20 protein-coding genes are annotated in these 21,059 nt (G+C 41.3%); 8 read left to right on the forward strand and 12 right to left on the reverse strand.

What is annotated here, in order from left to right; all coding sequences use genetic code 11:
- Positions 1-58 precede the first annotated feature (58 nt).
- The 7 genes from LPH68_RS03860 to LPH68_RS03890 all read right to left on the reverse strand — a co-directional run bounded on the left by LPH68_RS03860 (position 59) and on the right by LPH68_RS03890 (position 8,792).
- Entirely contained in the window at positions 59-856 is a 798-nt protein-coding gene (locus LPH68_RS03860; RefSeq protein ID WP_151923048.1) for a hypothetical protein, read from the reverse strand.
- Positions 849-2,378 (reverse strand): lipopolysaccharide biosynthesis protein, encoded by a 1,530-nt coding sequence (locus LPH68_RS03865; protein WP_151923049.1) that lies wholly within the window; start codon positions 2,376-2,378, stop codon positions 849-851. Before LPH68_RS03865 ends, LPH68_RS03860 begins: the two co-directional genes overlap by 8 nt.
- Before the next feature lie 47 nt (positions 2,379-2,425).
- The gene (locus LPH68_RS03870) at positions 2,426-3,739 is read right to left on the reverse strand and encodes a UDP-glucose/GDP-mannose dehydrogenase family protein (RefSeq protein WP_151923050.1); all 1,314 of its coding nucleotides are present in this window, start codon (positions 3,737-3,739) and stop codon (positions 2,426-2,428) included.
- Between the two features lie 36 nt (positions 3,740-3,775).
- Positions 3,776-6,211, reverse strand: coding sequence for a polysaccharide biosynthesis tyrosine autokinase (locus LPH68_RS03875; protein WP_151923051.1), 2,436 nt, complete (start codon positions 6,209-6,211; stop codon positions 3,776-3,778).
- A gap of 6 nt (positions 6,212-6,217) precedes the next feature.
- Positions 6,218-7,027, reverse strand: a complete 810-nt coding sequence (locus tag LPH68_RS03880) for a polysaccharide biosynthesis/export family protein (RefSeq protein WP_008651614.1) — start codon at positions 7,025-7,027, stop codon at positions 6,218-6,220.
- A 64-nt stretch (positions 7,028-7,091) separates the two neighbouring features.
- Positions 7,092-8,498 carry an undecaprenyl-phosphate glucose phosphotransferase gene (locus tag LPH68_RS03885; protein ID WP_004307284.1) on the reverse strand — a complete coding sequence of 469 codons (1,407 nt, stop codon included), beginning with the start codon at positions 8,496-8,498 and terminating at the stop codon, positions 7,092-7,094.
- Positions 8,499-8,645: 147 nt separating this feature from the next.
- Positions 8,646-8,792, reverse strand: a complete 147-nt coding sequence (locus tag LPH68_RS03890) for a hypothetical protein (RefSeq protein ID WP_165863272.1) — start codon at positions 8,790-8,792, stop codon at positions 8,646-8,648.
- A 153-nt stretch (positions 8,793-8,945) separates the two neighbouring features.
- Between LPH68_RS03890 and LPH68_RS03895 the strand changes: the two genes are divergently transcribed.
- Positions 8,946-9,575, forward strand: a complete 630-nt coding sequence (locus LPH68_RS03895) for a BT4734/BF3469 family protein (protein ID WP_120080411.1) — start codon at positions 8,946-8,948, stop codon at positions 9,573-9,575.
- 29 nt (positions 9,576-9,604) lie between these two features.
- Positions 9,605-11,437 carry a DUF3987 domain-containing protein gene (locus LPH68_RS03900; RefSeq protein ID WP_151923052.1) on the forward strand — a complete coding sequence of 611 codons (1,833 nt, stop codon included), beginning with the start codon at positions 9,605-9,607 and terminating at the stop codon, positions 11,435-11,437.
- A 133-nt stretch (positions 11,438-11,570) separates the two neighbouring features.
- On the opposite strand, the gene LPH68_RS03905 is transcribed toward LPH68_RS03900, so the two are convergent.
- The gene (locus LPH68_RS03905) at positions 11,571-11,789 is read right to left on the reverse strand and encodes a DUF4248 domain-containing protein (protein WP_004297475.1); all 219 of its coding nucleotides are present in this window, start codon (positions 11,787-11,789) and stop codon (positions 11,571-11,573) included.
- Positions 11,790-12,009: 220 nt separating this feature from the next.
- On the opposite strand from LPH68_RS03905, the gene LPH68_RS03910 reads away from it, so the two are divergent.
- The 3 genes from LPH68_RS03910 to LPH68_RS03920 are packed head-to-tail and all read left to right on the forward strand — an operon-like array spanning position 12,010 to position 13,076.
- On the forward strand, positions 12,010-12,498 hold the full coding sequence (locus LPH68_RS03910; RefSeq protein ID WP_004307288.1) for a DNA-binding protein: 489 nt from the start codon (positions 12,010-12,012) through the stop codon (positions 12,496-12,498).
- 40 nt (positions 12,499-12,538) lie between these two features.
- A complete protein-coding gene (locus LPH68_RS03915) occupies positions 12,539-12,646 on the forward strand; it encodes a smalltalk protein (RefSeq protein WP_004297473.1) in 108 nt (35 codons plus the stop codon).
- Positions 12,647-12,650: 4 nt separating this feature from the next.
- A complete protein-coding gene (locus LPH68_RS03920) occupies positions 12,651-13,076 on the forward strand; it encodes an N-acetylmuramoyl-L-alanine amidase (protein ID WP_004307289.1) in 426 nt (141 codons plus the stop codon).
- Here the strand turns inward: LPH68_RS03920 and LPH68_RS03925 are convergent.
- The 4 genes from LPH68_RS03925 to LPH68_RS03940 all read right to left on the reverse strand — a co-directional run bounded on the left by LPH68_RS03925 (position 13,069) and on the right by LPH68_RS03940 (position 16,903).
- Positions 13,069-13,818, reverse strand: coding sequence for a polysaccharide biosynthesis/export family protein (locus tag LPH68_RS03925; protein WP_004307290.1), 750 nt, complete (start codon positions 13,816-13,818; stop codon positions 13,069-13,071). The genes LPH68_RS03920 and LPH68_RS03925 overlap by 8 nt on opposite strands.
- A gap of 27 nt (positions 13,819-13,845) precedes the next feature.
- On the reverse strand, positions 13,846-14,424 hold the full coding sequence (locus LPH68_RS03930) for a UpxY family transcription antiterminator (protein WP_004307291.1): 579 nt from the start codon (positions 14,422-14,424) through the stop codon (positions 13,846-13,848).
- 334 nt (positions 14,425-14,758) lie between these two features.
- Entirely contained in the window at positions 14,759-15,724 is a 966-nt protein-coding gene (locus LPH68_RS03935) for a tyrosine-type DNA invertase cluster 3b (protein WP_004307292.1), read from the reverse strand.
- 207 nt (positions 15,725-15,931) lie between these two features.
- Positions 15,932-16,903, reverse strand: coding sequence for a type I phosphomannose isomerase catalytic subunit (locus LPH68_RS03940; protein WP_004309166.1), 972 nt, complete (start codon positions 16,901-16,903; stop codon positions 15,932-15,934).
- A gap of 259 nt (positions 16,904-17,162) precedes the next feature.
- Here LPH68_RS03940 and LPH68_RS03945 point away from each other — a divergent pair, with 259 nt between their 5' ends.
- From LPH68_RS03945 to galK, 3 genes are read left to right on the forward strand one after another with little or no spacing between them, the layout of a single operon-like run.
- On the forward strand, positions 17,163-18,260 hold the full coding sequence (locus tag LPH68_RS03945; protein WP_004307294.1) for an aldose epimerase family protein: 1,098 nt from the start codon (positions 17,163-17,165) through the stop codon (positions 18,258-18,260).
- Positions 18,261-18,311: 51 nt separating this feature from the next.
- Complete coding sequence (locus LPH68_RS03950; protein ID WP_004309167.1) at positions 18,312-19,652, forward strand: MFS transporter; 1,341 nt, start codon at positions 18,312-18,314, stop codon at positions 19,650-19,652.
- Between the two features lie 47 nt (positions 19,653-19,699).
- Positions 19,700-20,854, forward strand: a complete 1,155-nt coding sequence (galK, locus tag LPH68_RS03955; protein ID WP_004314127.1) for a galactokinase — start codon at positions 19,700-19,702, stop codon at positions 20,852-20,854.
- Positions 20,855-21,059 lie beyond the last annotated feature (205 nt).

Below are 21,059 nucleotides of genomic sequence, written 5' to 3' on the forward strand. Positions count from 1 at the left end.
GTAAATTACTCATAATCAATAAATTAAATTAAACACATATATCTATTAAGTCTATATTTTACACAAATCGGTATTCTACCTTATTCACCACCGTAGTTCCGAAAGGGATACTTGTACCTAACAATATGGTACAAAAACCTACAATCACTTCATCCTCCAACTCTGTTCCTTTTAATATTGCAGCATTTTGGGCAATCCAGCAATCAGAACCTATCTTGACAGGTTTCGTTGAAGGCTTTTCATATTCATATCCAAAAAACGGATAATATTTTTCTGTTAACTCTCTTCTTTTTGATGGTGTATATATATTATGTGTATTAGTATCCCAAATCATTACATTATAAGAGATTTGATTATAATCACCTATAGTAATTTGTTCATCAGCTCTCAACCAAGATCTTTCATTGATGTTATTATAATTACCAATTCTTACGTTTGCATTATAACGAATCCAAAAACGATTCATAAAACGATTATGATGTCCGATATCTAAGCTCCCATTAAAAACGGTAAGCATCGGAGTATTACTTTTCTGCTCAAAAATATTCCAATCACCACACTTGAAACTACCATAAGCTTGTAGGTATACACCATTGAAATTTCCATTACTGCCTATTGATGATTCTCTCCAACCGTTATCACTATAAAAGGAAAGAGTGCATTTTTTTATAATACAAGAATTGCCAATTTGCAAATTATGTCGATTTTTGACTACAATCTTTGATTTAATAATCTTAGTATTCTCTCCAACTTCCAATTTAGATCCACGTTCCACTATTACAATGGAGAATTGAAACAAATATTTATACCTCAACTCTATCAACAATCTTAAAATTCGAACTACTTTCTTACTCATGATACATAATAACTCTAATTTTTTTCTTCAAGAAATCTTTAGTTCTTTTATCTAACCCTATTACATAGGTGATTATTGTGATACAAACAACACAATAGAAAGAAGATAAAAAGAAATATGACCAGCCATCTGAATGCATAAATTGCAAAATAAATGTTGAGAATATAGCAAATAGAGAAACTAACAATACTCTAAGCAAAACTTGCTTTACAAAATTTAGTACAGGGAACACTTCGATACTACAATAACAAAATATTCGCAACAATAGAGTAATTAATGATATGGCTATCGCAACCCACATCGTACATAAAACATTAAATCCCATCTTCAATAGAAAATACGAAACAGGTAAATTCAAGAGATTGACAACACCTACTATGATCTGTAGATTTTTTATTTTTCCTGTAGCCAAATGGGCAGTAAGCAATGGTCTATATAGCGTATCACACAAAGAAAGAATAATTGCCAATTGTACAAATTCTACTGAATATTGTGGAACTTCTACCAACCATATTGATAGTATAAAATGAGTATTCACCAATATAGGCATCGATAAAAACAACATTAAATAGAAAGAATACAAAGTGCCTCTAAATATCAATTCATTAAGATAATCCATGTCACCCTGTGCATGAGACTTTGTAATCTGGGGATTCAAAGCCATTTGGAAGTTGGTTACAAATGAAGTTACAGCTTGATTCACTTGAAATCCAATACCTCTTGCCGCATTGATAGCCGGGCCGCAAAAAATATTAATAAGAATGTTGATTCCTTGTGATTTTACGACATATGCTAAATTTCCTATCAAATTCCACCCCGCAAAATTCATTATGGACTTAAAATACTCTTTATCCAAAGAAAAGTTCATTGTACACTCTGTAAAATGAGTACGAGCATATATAATATAAAGCAGATTACTAATGATACCTACCAATAACAACAAAATTGAATATACTATTAAATGGTCATAACCAATAACTAATAATAGATAAGCAATCGCTAACTTTGCTACAGCATCAAATATTCCAATATATGCAAAGGCACCCATTCTTTCATGAGCAATGACAGAAGCATTATATGGTACAATGAATAACGAAAAAGCAAAAGATATCACCGTTGCTTGATAGGCCCAATTGGCTGCTTCCATTCTTGTGACGGGGATATTCATTTGCACATTCAAGAACCACAGCCCAATAGTTTCCGCTAAGAATAATACTATAAATGCTATAATGAAATGAATTAATAAAGCTGAATGAAAGGTTGTTCTAAGTCCTTCCACATCATTAATCCCTAATTTAACTAACAAAAAGCGTTGAGTTGCTGAACTCATTGCACCAGTAAGAAAACCAAGCATAGTTACTACTCCGCCAACTACATTATAAATACCATAATCTGTTACACCTAATGTAGCTAATATTATTCTACTTGTATATAAACTTATGCCCATCATCAGGAACATACGAATATATAAGAAAAGTGTATTTTTAACTATTCTTTTATTATTACTCTGCGTCATCATCATTCAGCTATACTATAATATCTATGCTATTCAATATGAAGAATAAAAAATCACTTTTCCCCTATTCTCGTATAACTAAATCCCAACTCTTCCAATTCCGCACGATTCCAAATATTACGTCCATCTACAATGTATTTATCAGTCATTACTTTCTGAATCACGTTCCAAGTGGGTAAGCGAAATTGTCTCCATTCAGTCATTAGCAACAACGCATCAGCGCCATCGGCACAGTCATATAGATTTTCAGTGTAGGTTACCACCTCACCAATACGACGTTTGCATTCAAGCATAGCGATGGGGTCAAAGACTCTAACGATAGCACCATCCTTCAGCAACTTATCAATAACCACCAAAGCGGGAGCTTCGCGCATATCGTCTGTATCAGGTTTAAAGGCTAAACCTAGCATAGCAATGGTTTTACCTTTTACATCACCCATCAAACGAGTCAGTTTATCATACACAATGCTCTTCTGACGATCGTTAACACGCTCTACTGCTTCAATCACCTCCATGTGATAGCCGTTTTCGATGCCTGTATGCACTAAAGCTTTCACATCTTTCGGAAAACAGCTACCGCCATATCCACAACCGGCATAAAGAAATTTCTGGCCAATACGCACATCGGCTCCAATACCTTTACGTACATGGTCTACGTTAGCTCCTACTCGTTCACATAAATTAGCTATATCATTCATAAAACTAATACGGGTAGCCAACATCGCATTCGCTGCGTATTTAGTCATCTCTGCACTAGGAATATCCATAAAGATCACACGGAAGTTCTGGAGTAAGAAGGGTTGATAAAGCTTAGTCATCACCTCTTCGGCCTTCTTGCTCTCAATACCTACTACCACTCGGTCAGGACTCATAAAGTCTTTGATAGCCGCTCCCTCTTTCAGGAATTCAGGGTTACTGGCTACATCGAAGGATATATCCGCCCCACGCTTATCTAGTTCCTCCTGAATGACAGCTTTCACTTTTCGAGCAGTACCTACGGGGACAGTTGATTTGGTCACTAAAATTGTGTACTTGTTAATACTTTGTCCAAATTGATGAGCTACAGCAAGTACATACTTTAAGTCAGCACTTCCATCTTCGTCAGGAGGAGTTCCTACAGCAGAAAAGACTACTTCTACATCATCCAAGACTTCGGTCAAGTTTGTCGTGAAATTCAGCCGCCCATAACTTACATTACGCTTCACCAATTCTTCCAACCCCGGTTCATAAATAGGCATCTCACCAACTTTCAGTTTGTTTATTTTATTTGCGTCTACATCCACGCAAGTCACAGTGGCACCCATTTCTGCAAAACAAGTACCGGACACCAAGCCAACATAACCCGTGCCTACAATTGCTATATTCATATATTATTATTGTTAAGTACTTACTATTTTAGATATTTATTCTTCCTTTATTGTATGCTCTCCATAGCCATACCCATACCCATACCCATAACGCTTACCATAGCCATAATATTTGCCATACTTACCATAACCGTAATAATAACCGTACTTTTTCTTCTGAAGATCAAGACCATTGATTACAGTACAAAGATTGGGTAACTTATTACTATCAGCCAATTCATTAATCAAGGTAAATTCAGCTTTCCGAGTATAGTCTGCACGACATACATAAACAGACAAATCAGCGACACGACCTACGAGCAAAGTATCAGTCACCATACCAACCGGGGCAGTATCCAAAATTATATAATCAAAGTTCTTTTTCAATACCTCAATCGCTTTATCCAAACTATCACGAGCTAATAACTCTGTTGGATTAGGTGGTACAGTTCCTCCTGGAAGAATAAACAAATTCTTACTAACATCCGAAGGCTGAACGAAATCTATCAGATTCTTTTCTGGATTCGACAGATATTGAGTAATCCCTTGCTCTTTCCGCGGAAGATTAAAAATTTTATTCAAACCAGGCTTACGAATATCAAGCCCCACAATCACCACTTTCTTTCCTAATAAAGAAAGACTAATCGCTAGATTTGAAGAAATAAAAGATTTACCTTCACCGCTAACCGTCGAAGTCACTAAAATCACTTTCTGATCATTCTCAAGCATAAACTGAAGATTAGTACGGATATTACGGAAAGTTTCACTCATTAAAGTATTCTGATTCTCAAACACAGCAATAGAACCGTTTGCTTCTTCTGTCAACGGTACATCACCTACAATAGGCAGACTTGTTAACTTCTCTACATCACCACGCCCTTCTATTTTAAATTTAGTCAAACCAATTAAAAAAATAATACTAACAGGCAATCCCACTCCTACCACTAAAGCAATTAAGTAGATTATCCTAGGCTTAGGAGAAACTGGAGCACCTTCAGCTGCTGGCTCATCAATAATCTTCGCATTATTCGCAGTAGCGGCTAAAGTAATAGCATTCTCTTCACGTTTCTGCAAAAGCATCAGATAAAGCCCAGCCTTGATTTCCTGCTGACGTGCAATACTTACATACTGGCGCTCCTGTCCCGGAGCATCACTGATACGACGGGAAAAACGACTGGACTCACGATCCAGATCAGCCTTCACGATAAGCAAGCCTTGTAAAGTCCCATCAATAGCAGCTTTTACATTTGCTTTCATGGCACGAATACTTGTATCCAGATTTACAATCATCGGGTTGCTTTCCGTAGAAGTACGAAGTAAACGCTTACGTTCAATAATCAATTCATTATAACGATCTATTTGAGTAGTTAAACCATTATCGGATAAACCAATATTACTAGGTAATACTTCATACTCATTCGACGGATTATTGATATATTTATTAAGATCACGAACTAAATTAATTTGAGTTCCATTTTCTACACGTTTTCTTTCATATTCAGCATTTCCCGATACTGCTAATTGGGCATCACTACTGATATCCGTCAATCCTGCATTTCTTTTAAAAGCTTCCAGCTTATCCTCTGTAGTGCCAAGTTCCTCATCAATAATCTTAATACGTTCATTGATAAACTCTCTCGTCTTTTCGGCAACCTCATTTTTATCATTATTCGTATTCCGATTATACATTTCCATTAACTTATTAATAAAGTCCTGTCCCCGCTGTATATTCGTATTCATCAATGAAACAACTGCTACAGAAGTCGTTTTTGAGGTAGGTGCTATTTCCAATGCCCACTGATATCCTTTTGCCACCCCAAAAGGCTGACTAACTACAGCGCTGATATTTCGTACTACACTTTGCCCTACTATCTTCCCATTTGATAAAGAATCTTTCAATGTAAACCCAAATGTACCTGCATCCGTAGGTAACACTGCTGGAAGTTTATCAAAATGCTTATTATATTCATTCAAGCCTATCTTTAGATTCACATCCAGACCACCCTCTGGAGATAACTTCATATCAACCAAAGCTACATTTGGCAATTTATCCGCCTCTTGTGCCGTCAAATTCACAATTACGGGAGAGGTTTTATACAGTTCCTTTTTAGGAAACTCATCCTCATCATAGTAAGTAATATAAAGTTCCAGATTATTAACGACCTCTTTCAGTATTGTTTTTGAGCGTAGCACTTCTATCTCATTATCAATACTCTGCGTAGAAGTAATCACCCCACCTAATCCCAAGCTTTCCAAATCTGCAGTATTTCCACCACCATTTTTTTTATCATTCTTTATCATGATAGATGCAGAGACCTGATACACAGGAGTTTGAAAATGCAAATACACCCAAGCGCCAATCAAACAAGCTAAAACCGAAGCAATAAACCAAGGCCAGTGAATGATATACTTAAAGAGAATTTCCTGATAATTTACTTTCTCTTCGTCTAATTCACTCATATTATTGTTATACGAATTCTCATTCTCTTTCATTACTAATTACTTATTTAATAAAATTACCAATATATTTGCAAGTGAAACCAAGATAGAAGTAGCAGAAAACCATAATCCCGTATTGGTTCCTATATCCGAATTCTTAGCCTTAGTCTTATTAGGTGTCACATAAATTATATCATTCTGCTGTAACTGATAATAAGGAGACAGTACCGTTTCAGCCTTATTCAAGTCCATAGTAATAATTTCCTGCTTGTTATCTTGCCCTGTCCTGATCAATTTCACATTATCACGCATACCATAAATAGTCAAATCACCTGCCATAGCGAGTGCTTCCAGCAAATTAATCTTCTCATTAGAGATCACAAAACTACCAGGCTTGGCAACCTCCCCCAATACCGAAATTCGGTAATTAACAATACGCACAGTTACAATCGGCGCTTCTTTCAAATAAACCTTCAGCTTATCTATAATCAGGTTTTCTATTTCCAGTTTGGTCAATCCACTCACATGAATCTCGCCCAACACTGGAAAATTGATATTCCCTTGATTATCTACTAAATATTGTTGCAGAGCAGAGGGCGTGGTTCCTTGTCCCGCCGTCTTTTCCTCCAATCCACCTGCAGTCTTCGAACGAACCAGATTGAAAGGTGCAGCCAATTCCGGAGTAGAACAAGACACGGCAATCGTCAACAAATCCTTGGGCATAACCTTCACACCTGTCTGACGAACACTCTGTTCTGTATCATTCACAAAAGCCGTATCCTGCAAATAAGGCACTTTCTTATATGATTGGCAGGATACCAGCAAAAAAGCAAGTAACACACCCAAAGTCAATCGTTTCAGTTTTCTCATAACCACCTACTCATGTAATTTTACAACTATTGATTTAATTTTTACTCAATTTCCAATTCCTCACCTAATAAGCCTCTTTATCCCCACGGATTACATTATATACAGTCTTATACATGATATATAAGTCCAGAATGAACGTCCAATGCTCGATATACCAGATGTCACGTTGCACACGTCCTTCCATCTGCCAAAGTTCCTTCGTTTCTCCACGAAAACCTGTCACCTGTGCCCAACCTGTAATACCCGGTTTAACAAAATGACGAACCATATATTTATTTATCAAATGGGAATATTCTTCTGTGTGCTTCAACATGTGCGGACGGGGACCCACTAAAGACATATCCCCTTTCAGTACATTAATAAATTGGGGAAGTTCATCCACATTCGTCTTGCGAATCAGATTACCGATACGGGTTTTACGAGGATCACATTCCGTAGCCTGAAGCGTATCACATTGAGCATTCACCCGCATCGAACGGAACTTATAGCACCAAAATTCACGACCATCTTCACCACTTCGTTTCTGTTTGAAAAAGACAGGTCCAGGAGAACTTATCTTTATAGCCAGTCCCACAATGATGTATATAATCGGGAAAAGAGTACAAAGGAATAGTAGCGAGCAAACAATATCAAAGCTACGTTTCACAATACGATTTTCCAATAACTCAAGTGGCTCACGACGGATAGAAAGTACCGGGACATTACCTAACATTTCAAAATACATTCTCCGTTTCAGATAGTTCCGGACATTGGGAACGCTGAAAAAACGAATTAGATGATTCTCGCAATAGTTGATAATCGGCACAATTTCAGCACTACGGGCGGAAGGAAGACTGCAATAAAGTTGGTCTACCTTTCCCGCATTACGGGTCAAATAATCAACAGCTTCGCACGGCTGCCCCAAATATGCAATATTCATAGGATAGCGGTCTGATGGGAAATCTTCAAAATACCCCTGTACACGATATCCTGATGTCGGATCATCCGTCATGGAATGATAAAGTTCCTGCATATTTTCATGGCTACCCACCAGTACTACCTTTCGGACATTTTCCCCACTTTTGCGATAAAGCTCCAGAATATAGCGAAACGTCAGGCGATAAGAAATAATAACGATAATGAGAACTACATAAAATGCCCCCAGCTGACGCAGGTTAACACATTCAAAATGGAATATGTACGAAAGTCCCAGTACTATCAATACAAAAGGAATCATGTTCCGTGCCACCCGAAGCATTATTTGCTCCGGACGAACCACCGGACGATGAAGAATCACTCCAGAACGAATGTTGCAAACCAGATAACATAAAGTCATCAAAGCCATGTTCTGGAAAAGAGGCATGGAAAACTCAAAAGGAGAACGGTTTCCCCAAAGAGAACCAAACACCCACAACAGTAAGTTCAGTAAGATGATGTCCCCTGAAAGGACAAAAGATTTTAAGACTTTATTAAAACGTTGGACTTCCTGCATTACTTTATTCTTGATTTAGATTTTCATCCATATCCTCATTTTTCTCCCTATACTCAATATAAAGTTCTCCCCATTCTACCATTTTGGCTCGAAACTCTTCTTTTGTGAGATTGTCATAGTAATAGGAAAAAAGACGGGTAAAATCACTTAGACGTAAATCTCCCCAGATATCATCTTGTAATAAGTGGGTTTTCCCATGTGGATTTCTTTACGCATAGCCTCTATTGACAAGTGAGCACGTTCAAACTGCTCTGCGATGAAATGGCCCAGTACGGGATGATTAAATTTTTTCATGTTTATAATTTTATTAGTTGTTAAATACATTGTATTATATGTTAATTTTATGCATATCCGTTCAGACATGTCTGAACGATATATTTAAAAGCTATTTCTACCTTCGCCTCGCGTTTTGAAAATTCAAGACGATAATCAAAAAATATAAATGTTATGACAAACGATTTCAGAATGTCTTATTTCATGCCTCCCATTGCTCCCATCAAAAATGAACTGGGGCGGATTGTTACTCCTGCAACACTTATTCCCTCCTGCGAAGTCTCCGTAGAACAAGTTTTTCAAATGATAACCTGCAACGAGAATCTCAAAATTCTGACCGAGCAAGTACGCAATTCCGGAGATATACGGACAGCAAAAGCATCACTATTGCCTTATGTGACTCCCTGTGGTACGTTCTCGCGTCGCAACAGCAAATGTTTCGTAGCTTCTTCACATCTGGTGGTGGTAGATATCGACCATCTCGATTCCTATCAGGAGGCAGTGGAAATGCGCAGTACATTGTTTAATGACCACCTTCTGCATCCTGTACTCACGTTTATCAGTCCCAGCGGACGGGGTGTGAAAGCATTCGTACCCTACGATCATTTACCCATTGCTAACGACACAAACAGTATCATCGAAAATATGAAACTGGCAATGATGTTCACTGTGTTGCTCTATGGTACTGAAACACCTCCTCCATTCGGAGAAAAACGCAAAGGGGTAGACTTTTCCGGTAAGGACATTGTTAGGTCTTGTTTTCTTAGTCATGATCCGGGAGCGTTGTTTAGAAACAACAAATAATTAGATATTAAAAACTATAAATTAAAATTATGGACGAAATTGAATCGTTATGCCGCCTCTGTGAGGCGGTTGAAACTGCAGGAGCGGATATTGCCCCTACGTATGCTGAATATGTACAACTGGCGTTCGCCATCGCAACGGATTGCGGAGAAGCGGGACGCGAGTTTTTCCATCGGTTGTGCCGGGTGTCTGCCAAGTACGAACGGGAACATGCCGAACGGATATTCTCTAACGCACTTACTACCCGGCATGGAGATGTCCATCTGGGCACTGCATTCCATCTTGCTGAAAGGGCGGGTGTGACTCTCTGCAAAGAGGAAATGATGAACCACCGGAAAAATGCAAAAAATGCAGGAAATGCACCGTCCAAAAATCTCACACACACGCACGTGTATAATAAGGTGGACAATGAAGAACCGGACGAATCCGAAGAGCTGCAGGACGGGAGTGACCCGAACCAACCATTGCCCTCTTTCACCGAAGCGGACTGGCCGAAAATCCTGTTGCTCATCATGAGTTATGCCACCAGCCCCACACAACGCGATGTCATGCTGCTCGGAGCATTGACCGCCATAGGTGCCAGCATGGAGCGATATGTGAGATGTCCATACGCCGGCAAACTCCAGTCTCCTTGCCTGCAAAGTTTTATTGTGGCTCCTTCCGCCTCGGGTAAGGGAATTCTTTCGTTCATCCGGCTGCTTGTAGAGCCTATTCATGACGAGATCCGCCAAAAAGTAGTGGAAGAGGTCAAGGCCTACAAAAAAGAGAAAGCCGCCTATGATACCATGGGAAAGGAGCGCTGCAAAGTGGAAGCTCCTCAAATGCCCAAGAATAAAATGTTTCTCATCTCGGGCAATAACACCGGAACAGGTATTCTGCAAAATATCATGGATGCCAACGGCACAGGACTTATCTGCGAAACCGAAGCGGATACCATCTCCGCTGCTATCGGTTCTGAATACGGACACTGGAGCGATACACTCCGCAAAGCATTCGACCACGATCGTCTGTCGTACAACCGGCGCACCGACCAGGAATACCGGGAGGTAAAGAAAAGCTATCTCTCCCTCCTGCTTTCCGGCACACCCGCACAAGTAAAACCACTCATTCCCTCGACAGAGAACGGTCTTTTCTCGCGCCAGCTGTTTTATTATATGCACGGCATATGGACATGGATCAACCAGTTTGAAAGTGGCGAAACCGATCTGGAAGCCATCTTCACAGGCATAGGCCTGGAATGGAAAAAGCAACTGGACCTGATGAAAGCACACGGGCTTCATACGCTCCGGCTCACTGATGAGCAAAAGCAAGAGTTCAATGCCCTCTTTGCCGATCTGTTTTTCCGCTCGGGACTTGCCAACGATAACGAAATGAGCAGTTCCATAGCCCGACTGGCTGTCAATACATGCCGTATCATGGCAGAAATAGCTATGATTCGTGCATTGGAATGCGACCAGCCTTATCAGTTCAAGGATTCTTCCTCCCCTCTGCTGACCCCTGACAAGGAGATTGCCGCCGATAATATCAAAGACGGCATTATCACCCGTTGGGATGTGACAATCACCGCTGAAGATTTCCATGCGGTGCTGGAGCTTGTAACTCCGCTCTATCGTCATGCCACACATATCTTGTCTTTTCTTCCTTCCACAGAGGTCAAACATAGAGCCAATGCCGACCGGGATGCACTTTTTGAAATGATGGGCAACCAGTTCACCCGCGCACAGTTGTTGGAGCAGGCTGAAAAGATGAAAATCAAACCTAACACTGCTCTTAGCTGGCTGAACCGTCTGATAAAAAAAGGATTGCTTATCAATACAGACGATAAAGGCGTTTATACGCGCACGCATGTGTGCGTGTGTTAGGGAACCCTCGGAAAAAGTGCATTTTTTGCATTTATATAACAACAGGACGTTTCATGAATCCTAAAGCGGCGCTTTAGAGGTGGTAAAGCATAGCTTTACGATTGCTAAAGCGGTGCTTTACTTTTCCGCTCTTCTAAGGTTCTCCCAAGGCATCTACAATCACTCTCACCTCCAACGGGGTGAATGAGCGGCGCTTTGATTCGTAACCTAAGTCGTACAGGCGTTGCAGAAGTCCGGGACATAAAGAGATCCATTTCTTCATCTTTCGATATGCAGCAATGTCAGTTAGTTCCGGAGAATAAAGTTGAGCCAGTTCCATGCGACCGTAGGCGCGTATTTTGAATTCGTTCATGATGAATAAGTTTCTGATTTACAATTACAAAAATAACAAAACATATTCACATATCCTACGTTTTTCCATTGAATAACCGACCGTTACTGCGCATAATTGACAACAATCGCGTGCAACTGTAGACTATTGATTTCTGCGGGTTTCAGGGTTGTATCTTTGTATCGTCGAAAGGGAAAAGAATCCCCCGGACACAATGTTTAACCCTTTAATTTATTGTTTTATGATTCGTTACAAAATTTATCAAAACCAACAGCAAAAAGGCCTGAATGCAGGCAAGTGGTTCGCCCGTGCGGTAAGCGACGAGACGTTTGATTTGGCTAAGCTTGCCGAACACATGTCAAAACACAATTCACCGTATTCCGGTGGTGTCATCAAAGGTGTGCTTTCCGACATGGTAGACTGCATCAAGGAACTGCTGCTCGACGGCAAATGTGTGAAAATCGACGACCTTGCCATCTTTGGTGTGGGCATCCGCAGTAAGGCAGCTGATACGCTGGAAGATTTCTCATTGGAGAAAAACATCACTGGTATGCGTCTGAAAGCCCGTGCTACCGGTAATTTGTCAACCACCAACCTGAAACTCGACAGCCAGTTGAAACAGCAGGCCGAATATCAGAAACCAACAACTGCCGGAGGAGGTTCTGATTCGGGTGATACCCCTGATCCGAAACCGGATGGTGGCGGTGAAGCGCCTGATCCGGCTGCTTAATCCTAAATCCTTTATTTTTAATCTTTAAAAAAGTAACATCATGAGTAATTCATCTTCTCCCCGCTCCGTATGGAGCTTCATCATCAAAGTGATTATCACCGTTGCCACCGCTATCGGAGGTCTGATCGGAGTACAGAGCTGTATGTAGCCTTATGCGTACCATCACTCTGATTATCATTCATTGCAGTGCCACGCCGGAAGGAAAGTCCCTTTCGGCGGAGGCTTGCCGTCAAGATCATATCCTTCACCGGAGATTCCGTGACATCGGCTATCATTTCTACATCACCCGGGATGGAGAAATCTACCAAGGCCGTCCTCTGGAAAAGGTCGGGGCACACTGCCGTGACCATAACACCCATTCGATAGGTATTTGTTACGAAGGAGGGCTGGATATGGCGGGACGTCCCAAAGACACGCGTACATTGGCACAACGGGCTTCTTTGCTCGGTCTGCTCCGCGAATTGAGGAAAATATTTCCTAAGACGTTGATTGTAGGCCATCATGATTTGAATCCGATAAAGGAGTGTCCGTGTTTTAATTGTACGGAGGAGTACCGGGAATTAGATGGTATTATCTAAGTATATTGACCAGCAAACTGGCAATAGATACCAGAATGGAAAATCCCGAAACCCACATCGTCGTACTTGTTCCGATGTCTGCGCTCTGCGCTTTGGTTTTATTAGGAGTGACATACAGGATGTCATTCTGTTGCAACTGATAGTAAGGAGATAATAACAAATCCGCGTCGTTCAGATTGAGTGTAACAAACTGTTTATGCCCATTCCTGTCTTCGCGGATTAGTTTTACATTATCACGAACACCATAAATAGTCAAATCTCCTGCCATGGCAAGGGCCTCGAGCACATTGATCTGCTCATTCACTACCGGATAAACACCGGGAGAGGCCACTTCGCCCAAAACGGAAATTTTAAAACCGGACATACGGACTACTACCGTAGGTCTTTCTTTCACGTAAGATTTCAGTCTATCCGTTATCAGGTTTTCAGCTTCACGACTTGTTAAACCGTTCAAAGGAAGTTTACCTAAAACCGGATAATTGATATTTCCCTGATCGTCCAATAGAAACGTACTGCCTTGCGCATTGAAAGGCTGCGAAACAACCGGATCGGAAGTGGAAACAAGAATGGAAACTTCATCACCCGGTATCAGTCTTGCGTCCTGAACAGGCGCAACTTGCGTATTCGCCTGTTTCAAAATCTCCGCATCCTGCAAGTAAGGTACTTTCTTATAGGACTGGCAAGCCGAGAGAAAGAAGAAAAAGAATATCAGTGCAAAAGCACCGGATAATTTCGTATTCATGTAAATGGTGGATAAATGATGACGGGATTAGTTTTTCTCGCAGACAGCCTCGACATAGCCAATAGGCATATTAACGCAAGCGCATCCCAGCATATTCAGCCGGACGGCAATCTTGCTTTTGCCATCGACATTGACCAGTTCACCAACCAGCCCGGTCAGAGGTCCTTTCACAACACGGACCTTCTCACCACGTGCCAAAGGAGAGCTGTTCATACAAATAGCTTCCTCGGAATAGTCGAGCATGAAACGGAAACGAGCCATCTGCTCATCTGGAATCACCGCCGGAGAGCTCTCACCACGCATCACCATATAACGGCTCACTGTAGAAAAACCCAGAACTTCTTTGCGTTCTTTCGGATTTACGTGCACAAACACCATCATTGGAAGAAGGACAGACTCAACTACCTTGCGCCGGTCACTCCACTGATGAATTTCTTGTTGGACAGGGACGAAATTCTCGATCCCCATTTTGTCTAAACGTTCGGCTACCTTCTTCTCGTGGTGCATACGAACCAGAGCAACATACCAGCGTTTAGAGTGTGCTACGCCTTCCCCTGTCCCATCGCTAGGCCCAGCACTAAGTGATTTTGGTTTTGTTAAAATCATGTTTTTTTACCCCATGTTATTCCGTTACTTCTTAGGTAACGGACAATACACACACAAGGCGCGCGTCTCTATAAAAATGGAAATCACATATAGGAATAGGGCACAAGAAAGGAACTGCCTAATACTCAACAGGAAAAATCCAGAGATTAGGCAATAAAAAGTTTAGAACATGAAAATAAAGTTATTTCATGTTCGGATGGTTTTTTTCCTATATTTCAGATAAAACGAAAAAAAGTGGAAGAATATTTGCTTACTATTTATGTTTTTGTCTATCTTTGCGTCAAATTTAAGTTCCGTTACCTAAGAAGTAACACACATACTTTAGTTCTGAATACTAATACTTTGCACTTTTTGCCCTGCCTACACAACAGTTTTTAATGTAAGATAAATTCCCTTTATTTACCTCTGTACGTTCTTTAAGTCCAAAGCCTTTCAAATAGATTTGTGTGGTTTTTATAGATTTATGGCCCAATGATTCACTAATCATTTCAATAGGTACTCCCCGATACTTCGCTGTCGTTGCCCAAGAATGGCGAAGTGTATAGGAAGTGACTGGAGATTGCAAATGCAAGGCTCTTGCCAAGTCCTTCAAACAATTATTGAATTGGCGAAGAGCGGACTGATATTCCCGGTACCCTCTTTCATCCAGACGTTTTTGATCGCCGCTAAGGATGTCAAACAGATAATCCGGACAATCGGGTTGTGCATCTTCCCTATTGCGAAGCTGGTTAATCATTTCTCTGGCTGTATCAAGCACTTCCACACTCATCGGGGTTTTAGTTTTGATACGGTTGTATCGCAACACATTCTGTTCCAAAGCTGATTTCTCCAGGTGAGCCAGATCAGCGAACGACATTCCACAAAACTGGAACATCAGGGCAGCAATAGCCTGTGTACGACGCAAACGCTCCGACTTGGGGTCCTCATACAGAAGCTTATGCAATTCGACAGCAGGCAGGGCCTTCTTCTGGCGAACATCGACACCGGTATAAACATCATGAAACAGTCGCGGCACATAAGGCGCAATGCCCGCTTCTACTCCCCGGTTATAAATACTACGAAGCATACGCATATACGTAGAGATCGTGTTGGGTTTCAAGCCACACTCGTAAAGATACTGCCCGTAGCGTCGTAAACTTTCCCGGGTGACTTGTCTGAACGACACATTGAGCGTGCCGCAAAACTTGCTGAAAGAGAAGAGGGCATTCTTGTAGACATGCGCCGTAGAATAGCGTCCCTCCTTTCGCAAACGGCCGATGTAGAACTCTGCACATCGGCTAAATCCATTTTTGTTCCTCATTACATCACTAGTTATTTTATATATTATGCCATTTGGCAAGCGGCAAAAGAACGAATCTTTTTGTGTGTTCCAGATAAACTTTTTAATAAATATAGTTAAAGAGTTTTTTGCCGTTTTTATTCTATTAGTAATAAAAAAAGTCATCCGGCTTTGCCCATCATGAGGATGAAACAAAGTCGGATGACCTTCATTTTGTACGCTATTATCTTATACGTATGTTTCCAGCAATTTCACACTTCCTCCTTCGGGAGTGATAGTGACATCTTGCGTGGTAGCAGGCAACAGGATAGATTCTCCTGCACTAACAGTCAGTTCATTACCTTCATTGTCTCTCATTGTACATGATCCTTCCATACAGATAAAGATCACGAATGAATCGAGTTCGGAATAGTCACAACTGATTTCTTCAGTCATGTCATACAGAGAAGTCGTGAAGTAAGTGCAGGCAACCAGTTCTACCGGTTCGTCCTTCAACGGTTCGTATTTAGTACGATAGTCATCCAATACTTCGTAGTTGATGGCTTCACGGGCTAAATCGGTGTGAAGTTCGCGGGTTTTACCATTCGCATCTTTACGGTTGAAATCGTAGATACGATAAGTTATATCAGAAGTTTGCTGAATCTCGGCGATGAAAGAACCTGCCCCGATGCTGTGCACACGTCCGGCAGGAAGGAAGAATACATCACCCGGATGGATCTCATATTCCTGCAATACGTCGGTAATCGTATTGTTCAACACGCGTTCTTTATATTCTTTCGGGGTAATCTGTTCAGAGAATCCTGAACGCAATTTAGCTCCTTTGTCGGCATCTACCACATACCACATCTCGGTTTTTCCCATCGAATTATGGCGTTTCTTCGCCAACTCATCTGTTGGGTGTACCTGGATTGACAAATCCTGTTTGGCGTCGATGAACTTAATGAGCAGTGGGAATTTATTGCCGAAACGGGCATAATTCGCTTCACCAACCAGTTCCTCACGATACTTTCTTACCATATCGGCCAAGGTTAAACCTTTATCCGGGCCATTAGCCACTACGGATTCATTGTTCTCAACACCGGAAATCTCCCAGCTTTCTCCTACTCCTTTCAAGTCTGAATTCAAATGCTTGAACGGAATAATTTTGTCGCCCCCCCAAAGCGTCTGCTTCAGAATAGGTTCGAATTTTAATGGATACATTTTTGTTTTTCTTGTTATAAACTTAGATTAAATTCGCTCGGATTGTTACAATCCGGGAACAAACATACAAAAAATAGTTCAGTTTTTAAGAAAAGGAGGATGAAAATTCATTTAAGAAATCATCTTTTGTCCTTGCATCCAAAGAAGATGAAGTAATAAAGCTAAACTTTCCTAAAGCACCTGTCATATTTAGTCGGAATAATTTGTGAGTAAGAAAGAATTTCCCTTTATTTGCAGGAAATTTTTAATAATACCAGACATGAATAACACATTCCCAACAGAAGGGAATCTATCAGGGCTCAGCCGGAAAGATTTCCAAAAGGATATAAATGATAAGAAAACTGATTTATTTATCCTCAAAAACACAAAGGGAATGGAAGTAGCTGTAACCAATTACGGATGCGCCATTCTTTCTATCATGGTACCGGACAAAAACGGTAAGTATGCTAATGTAATCCTCGGACACGACAGCATCGACCACGTCATCAACAGCCCGGAACCTTTCCTAAGCACTACTATCGGACGCTACGGCAACCGCATCGCCAAAGGAAAATTCACCTTGTTCGGCGAAGAACATGAACTCACGATTAACAACGGACCTAACTCTCTACATGGTGGACCTACCGGTTTCCACGCCCGTGTTTGGGATGCTGTCCAGATTGATGAGAGCACAGTGCAATTCAACTATGTTTCTGCTGACGGCGAAGAGGGATTCCCCGGCAATCTGGAAGTGGAAATGACTTACCGCCTGGAAAATGAAGTAAATGCACTGACTATCGAATACCGCGCTACCACCGACAAAGCTACAGTCGTTAACTTGACTAACCACGGTTTCTTCAACCTCGCCGGTATTTCCAACCCTACTCCTACCGTTAACAACCACATCGTTACGATCAACGCTGATTTCTATACGCCTATCGACGAAGTTTCTATCCCTACCGGTGAAATTGCCAAAGTAGAAGGTACTCCGATGGATTTCCGTGCTCCGCACACTGTAGGCGAACGTATCGACGACAAATTCCAGCAACTGATTTTCGGTGCAGGATATGACCACTGTTATGTACTGAACAAGATGGAAAGCGGTTCGCTCGACCTGGCTGCCACTTGCAAGGACCCGGAAAGCGGACGTATCATGGAAGTATATACCACCGAAGCGGGGGTACAACTCTATACGGGCAACTGGCTCAACGGATTTGAAGGTGCACACGGAGCTACATTCCCTGCCAGAAGCGCTATCTGCTTTGAAGCACAGTGTTTCCCGGATACTCCGAACAAACCTCATTTTCCATCGGCTACCTTGCTGCCGGGTGATGAATACCAACAGATCACTGTCTACAAATTTACGGTAGAAGAATAAGATTTGAAAAATAACTAACCTAATTTTATAAACTAACATTTTTTTTGAACCATGACACAAGAAAAAAAGAACGGTAATCTCGTCGCAATTATCACGATGTTCTTCATCTTTGCGATGATCTCTTTCGTAACAAACCTCGCTGCTCCATTCGGAACAATCTGGAGAAATGAATATGCGGGTTCGAACACTTTAGGTATGATGGGAAATATGATGAACTTCCTGGCTTACCTGTTTATGGGAATTCCTGCCGGTAACATGCTCGTTAAGATCGGTTACAAGAAGACTGCTTTGATTGCAATGGCAGTCGGTTTCCTCGGTTTGTTCACACAGTATCTTTCCAGCTTATTCGGAGCAGGTGCTGAAGTATTTGCATTCGGTGAGTATGTTATCAAATTAAACTTTGTAATCTATCTGCTTGGTGCATTTATCTGCGGTTTCTGCGTTTGTATGCTTAACACAGTGGTAAACCCGATGTTGAACCTTCTCGGTGGCGGTGGTAACAAAGGTAACCAGTTGATTCAGACTGGTGGAGCTCTTAATTCTTTGTCTGGTACATTGACTCCGCTTTTCGTAGGTGCTTTGATCGGTACTGTTACTTCAAGTACTGCTATGTCTGACGTTGCTCCTCTGCTCTTCGTTGCTATGGGTGTATTCGTTGCTGCATTTATCGTTATCTCATTTGTTGCTATTCCTGAACCACACCTTCAGAAAGGTGGAGTGAAGAAAGAAAAATTCTCTCACAGTCCATGGAGCTTCCGTCACACTTTACTGGGTGTAATCGGTATCTTTATTTATGTAGGTATTGAAATTGGTATCCCGGGTACACTGAACTTCTATCTTGCCGATTCAAGCGATAAAGGTGCCGGTATCATGATGAACGGTGCTGCTATCGGTGGTGCTATCGCTGCTATCTATTGGTTGCTGATGCTTGTGGGACGTACTGCAAGTAGTGCTATCAGTGGTAAGGTTTCCAGCCGTGCACAGTTGATCGCTGTTTCTGCTACTGCTATCATTTTCGTATTGATCGCTATCTTCACTCCGAAAGATGTAACGGTTTCAATGCCGGGTTATACTGTAGGTGAAGGCTTTATGATGGCACAGGTTCCTGTAAGTGCCTTGTTCCTTGTACTTTGCGGTCTTTGTACTTCTGTAATGTGGGGTGGTATCTTCAACCTTGCAGTAGAAGGCTTAGGAAAATATACAGCACAGGCTTCCGGTATCTTTATGATGATGGTTGTTGGTGGTGGTGTATTGCCGTTGATCCAACAAAGTATCTCTGACTCTGTAGGTTATATGGCTAGCTACTGGTTGATTATCGCTGCTCTGGCTTACCTGTTGTTCTACGGCTTGGTAGGTTGCAAGAATGTAAATAAGGATATTCCTGTGGAATAATCACATAGAATAGAATTCAATTTATTCACCTTTAAAATATAAATATCATGGATACAGAATACGTAAGAAGTCGCTTCATTAAACACTTTGACGGAACTACTGGATTTTTATATGCTTCTCCGGGCCGTATCAACCTGATCGGCGAACACACTGACTACAACGGTGGATTCGTATTTCCGGGAGCCGTAGACAAAGGCATGATTGCTGAAATCAAACCAAACGGCACTGACAAGGTTAAAGCTTACTCTATCGACTTGAAAGACTATGTAGAATTTGGTCTGAACGAAGAGGATGCTCCACGTGCCAGCTGGGCAAGATATATTTTCGGTGTATGCCGTGAAATGATTAAACGTGGCGTTGACGTGAAGGGATTCAATACTGCTTTTGCAGGTGATGTGCCTCTGGGTGCAGGTATGTCTTCTTCTGCTGCTTTGGAAAGTACGTATGCTTTCGCATTGAACGAACTGTTCGGTGAAAACAAAATAGATAAATTTGAATTGGCTAAAGTGGGCCAGGCAACAGAACACAACTACTGCGGTGTTAACTGCGGTATCATGGACCAGTTTGCTTCTGTGTTCGGTAAAGCAGGCAGCTTGATCCGTCTGGATTGCCGTTCACTGGAATATCAGTATTTCCCATTCCATCCGGAAGGCTATCGTCTGGTTCTGATGGATTCAGTGGTTAAACACGAACTGGCTTCTTCTGCTTACAACAAGCGTCGCCAAAGCTGTGAAGCTGCTGTTGCCGCTATCCAGAAAAAACATCCGCACGTAGAATTCCTGCGCGACTGTACGATGGCTATGCTGGAAGAAGCGAAAGCTGATATCAGCGCTGAAGACTATATGCGTGCAGAATATGTAATTGAAGAAATCCAACGTGTACTCGATGTTTGCGAAGCATTGGAAAAGGATGATTACGAAACTGTTGGCCAGAAGATGTACGAAACTCATCACGGCATGAGCAAGCTGTACGAAGTAAGCTGCGAAGAACTCGACTTCCTGAATGACTGCGCTAAAGAATACGGCGTAACCGGTTCACGCGTAATGGGTGGTGGCTTCGGTGGTTGTACGATCAACCTTGTTAAGGATGAGTTGTATGACAACTTCGTTGAAAAAACAAAAGCTGCTTTCAAAGCTAAATTCGGCAGAAGCCCGAAAGTGTATGACGTAGTAATCGGTGACGGTTCTCGTAGATTGGAATAAGAATTTATTCGTTATTAAATAAGTAATAAGGACGGCTTCCGTGATAGGAGCCGCCCTTATTTTTTACACGGCATAATAACACACAATCTCAACTCTATTCTCTTAAAATGAGAAAAATTCTCATTTTAAGAGAATTATCTAAAACTATTCGTATCTTTGCCATGTTCTATAGAATAGACAACTTAATATAAAAACAATATGATAA

The sequence above is a fragment of the Bacteroides sp. 1_1_30 genome, assembly GCF_020982715.1.
In the GTDB taxonomy this organism is placed as follows: domain Bacteria; phylum Bacteroidota; class Bacteroidia; order Bacteroidales; family Bacteroidaceae; genus Bacteroides; species Bacteroides xylanisolvens.

Excerpts from the sequence above, each read along its gene's own strand:
- LPH68_RS03885 (WP_004307284.1), bottom strand. The coding sequence starts at position 8,498 with ATGCAGGAAGTCCAACGTTTTAATAAAGTCTTAAAATCTTTTGTCCTT.
- LPH68_RS03920 (WP_004307289.1), top strand. The coding sequence starts at position 12,651 with ATGCGTACCATCACTCTGATTATCATTCATTGCAGTGCCACGCCGGAA.
- LPH68_RS03905 (WP_004297475.1), bottom strand. The coding sequence starts at position 11,789 with ATGAACGAATTCAAAATACGCGCCTACGGTCGCATGGAACTGGCTCAA.
- LPH68_RS03865 (WP_151923049.1), bottom strand. The coding sequence starts at position 2,378 with ATGATGATGACGCAGAGTAATAATAAAAGAATAGTTAAAAATACACTT.
- LPH68_RS03915 (WP_004297473.1), top strand. The coding sequence starts at position 12,539 with ATGAGTAATTCATCTTCTCCCCGCTCCGTATGGAGCTTCATCATCAAA.
- LPH68_RS03945 (WP_004307294.1), top strand. The coding sequence starts at position 17,163 with ATGAATAACACATTCCCAACAGAAGGGAATCTATCAGGGCTCAGCCGG.
- LPH68_RS03860 (WP_151923048.1), bottom strand. The coding sequence starts at position 856 with ATGAGTAAGAAAGTAGTTCGAATTTTAAGATTGTTGATAGAGTTGAGG.
- LPH68_RS03895 (WP_120080411.1), top strand. The coding sequence starts at position 8,946 with ATGACAAACGATTTCAGAATGTCTTATTTCATGCCTCCCATTGCTCCC.
- galK (WP_004314127.1), top strand. The coding sequence starts at position 19,700 with ATGGATACAGAATACGTAAGAAGTCGCTTCATTAAACACTTTGACGGA.
- LPH68_RS03925 (WP_004307290.1), bottom strand. The coding sequence starts at position 13,818 with ATGAATACGAAATTATCCGGTGCTTTTGCACTGATATTCTTTTTCTTC.
- LPH68_RS03890 (WP_165863272.1), bottom strand. The coding sequence starts at position 8,792 with ATGAAAAAATTTAATCATCCCGTACTGGGCCATTTCATCGCAGAGCAG.
- LPH68_RS03930 (WP_004307291.1), bottom strand. The coding sequence starts at position 14,424 with ATGATTTTAACAAAACCAAAATCACTTAGTGCTGGGCCTAGCGATGGG.
- LPH68_RS03900 (WP_151923052.1), top strand. The coding sequence starts at position 9,605 with ATGGACGAAATTGAATCGTTATGCCGCCTCTGTGAGGCGGTTGAAACT.
- LPH68_RS03870 (WP_151923050.1), bottom strand. The coding sequence starts at position 3,739 with ATGAATATAGCAATTGTAGGCACGGGTTATGTTGGCTTGGTGTCCGGT.
- LPH68_RS03880 (WP_008651614.1), bottom strand. The coding sequence starts at position 7,027 with ATGAGAAAACTGAAACGATTGACTTTGGGTGTGTTACTTGCTTTTTTG.
- LPH68_RS03910 (WP_004307288.1), top strand. The coding sequence starts at position 12,010 with ATGATTCGTTACAAAATTTATCAAAACCAACAGCAAAAAGGCCTGAAT.
- LPH68_RS03875 (WP_151923051.1), bottom strand. The coding sequence starts at position 6,211 with ATGAAAGAGAATGAGAATTCGTATAACAATAATATGAGTGAATTAGAC.
- LPH68_RS03950 (WP_004309167.1), top strand. The coding sequence starts at position 18,312 with ATGACACAAGAAAAAAAGAACGGTAATCTCGTCGCAATTATCACGATG.
- LPH68_RS03935 (WP_004307292.1), bottom strand. The coding sequence starts at position 15,724 with ATGAGGAACAAAAATGGATTTAGCCGATGTGCAGAGTTCTACATCGGC.
- LPH68_RS03940 (WP_004309166.1), bottom strand. The coding sequence starts at position 16,903 with ATGTATCCATTAAAATTCGAACCTATTCTGAAGCAGACGCTTTGGGGG.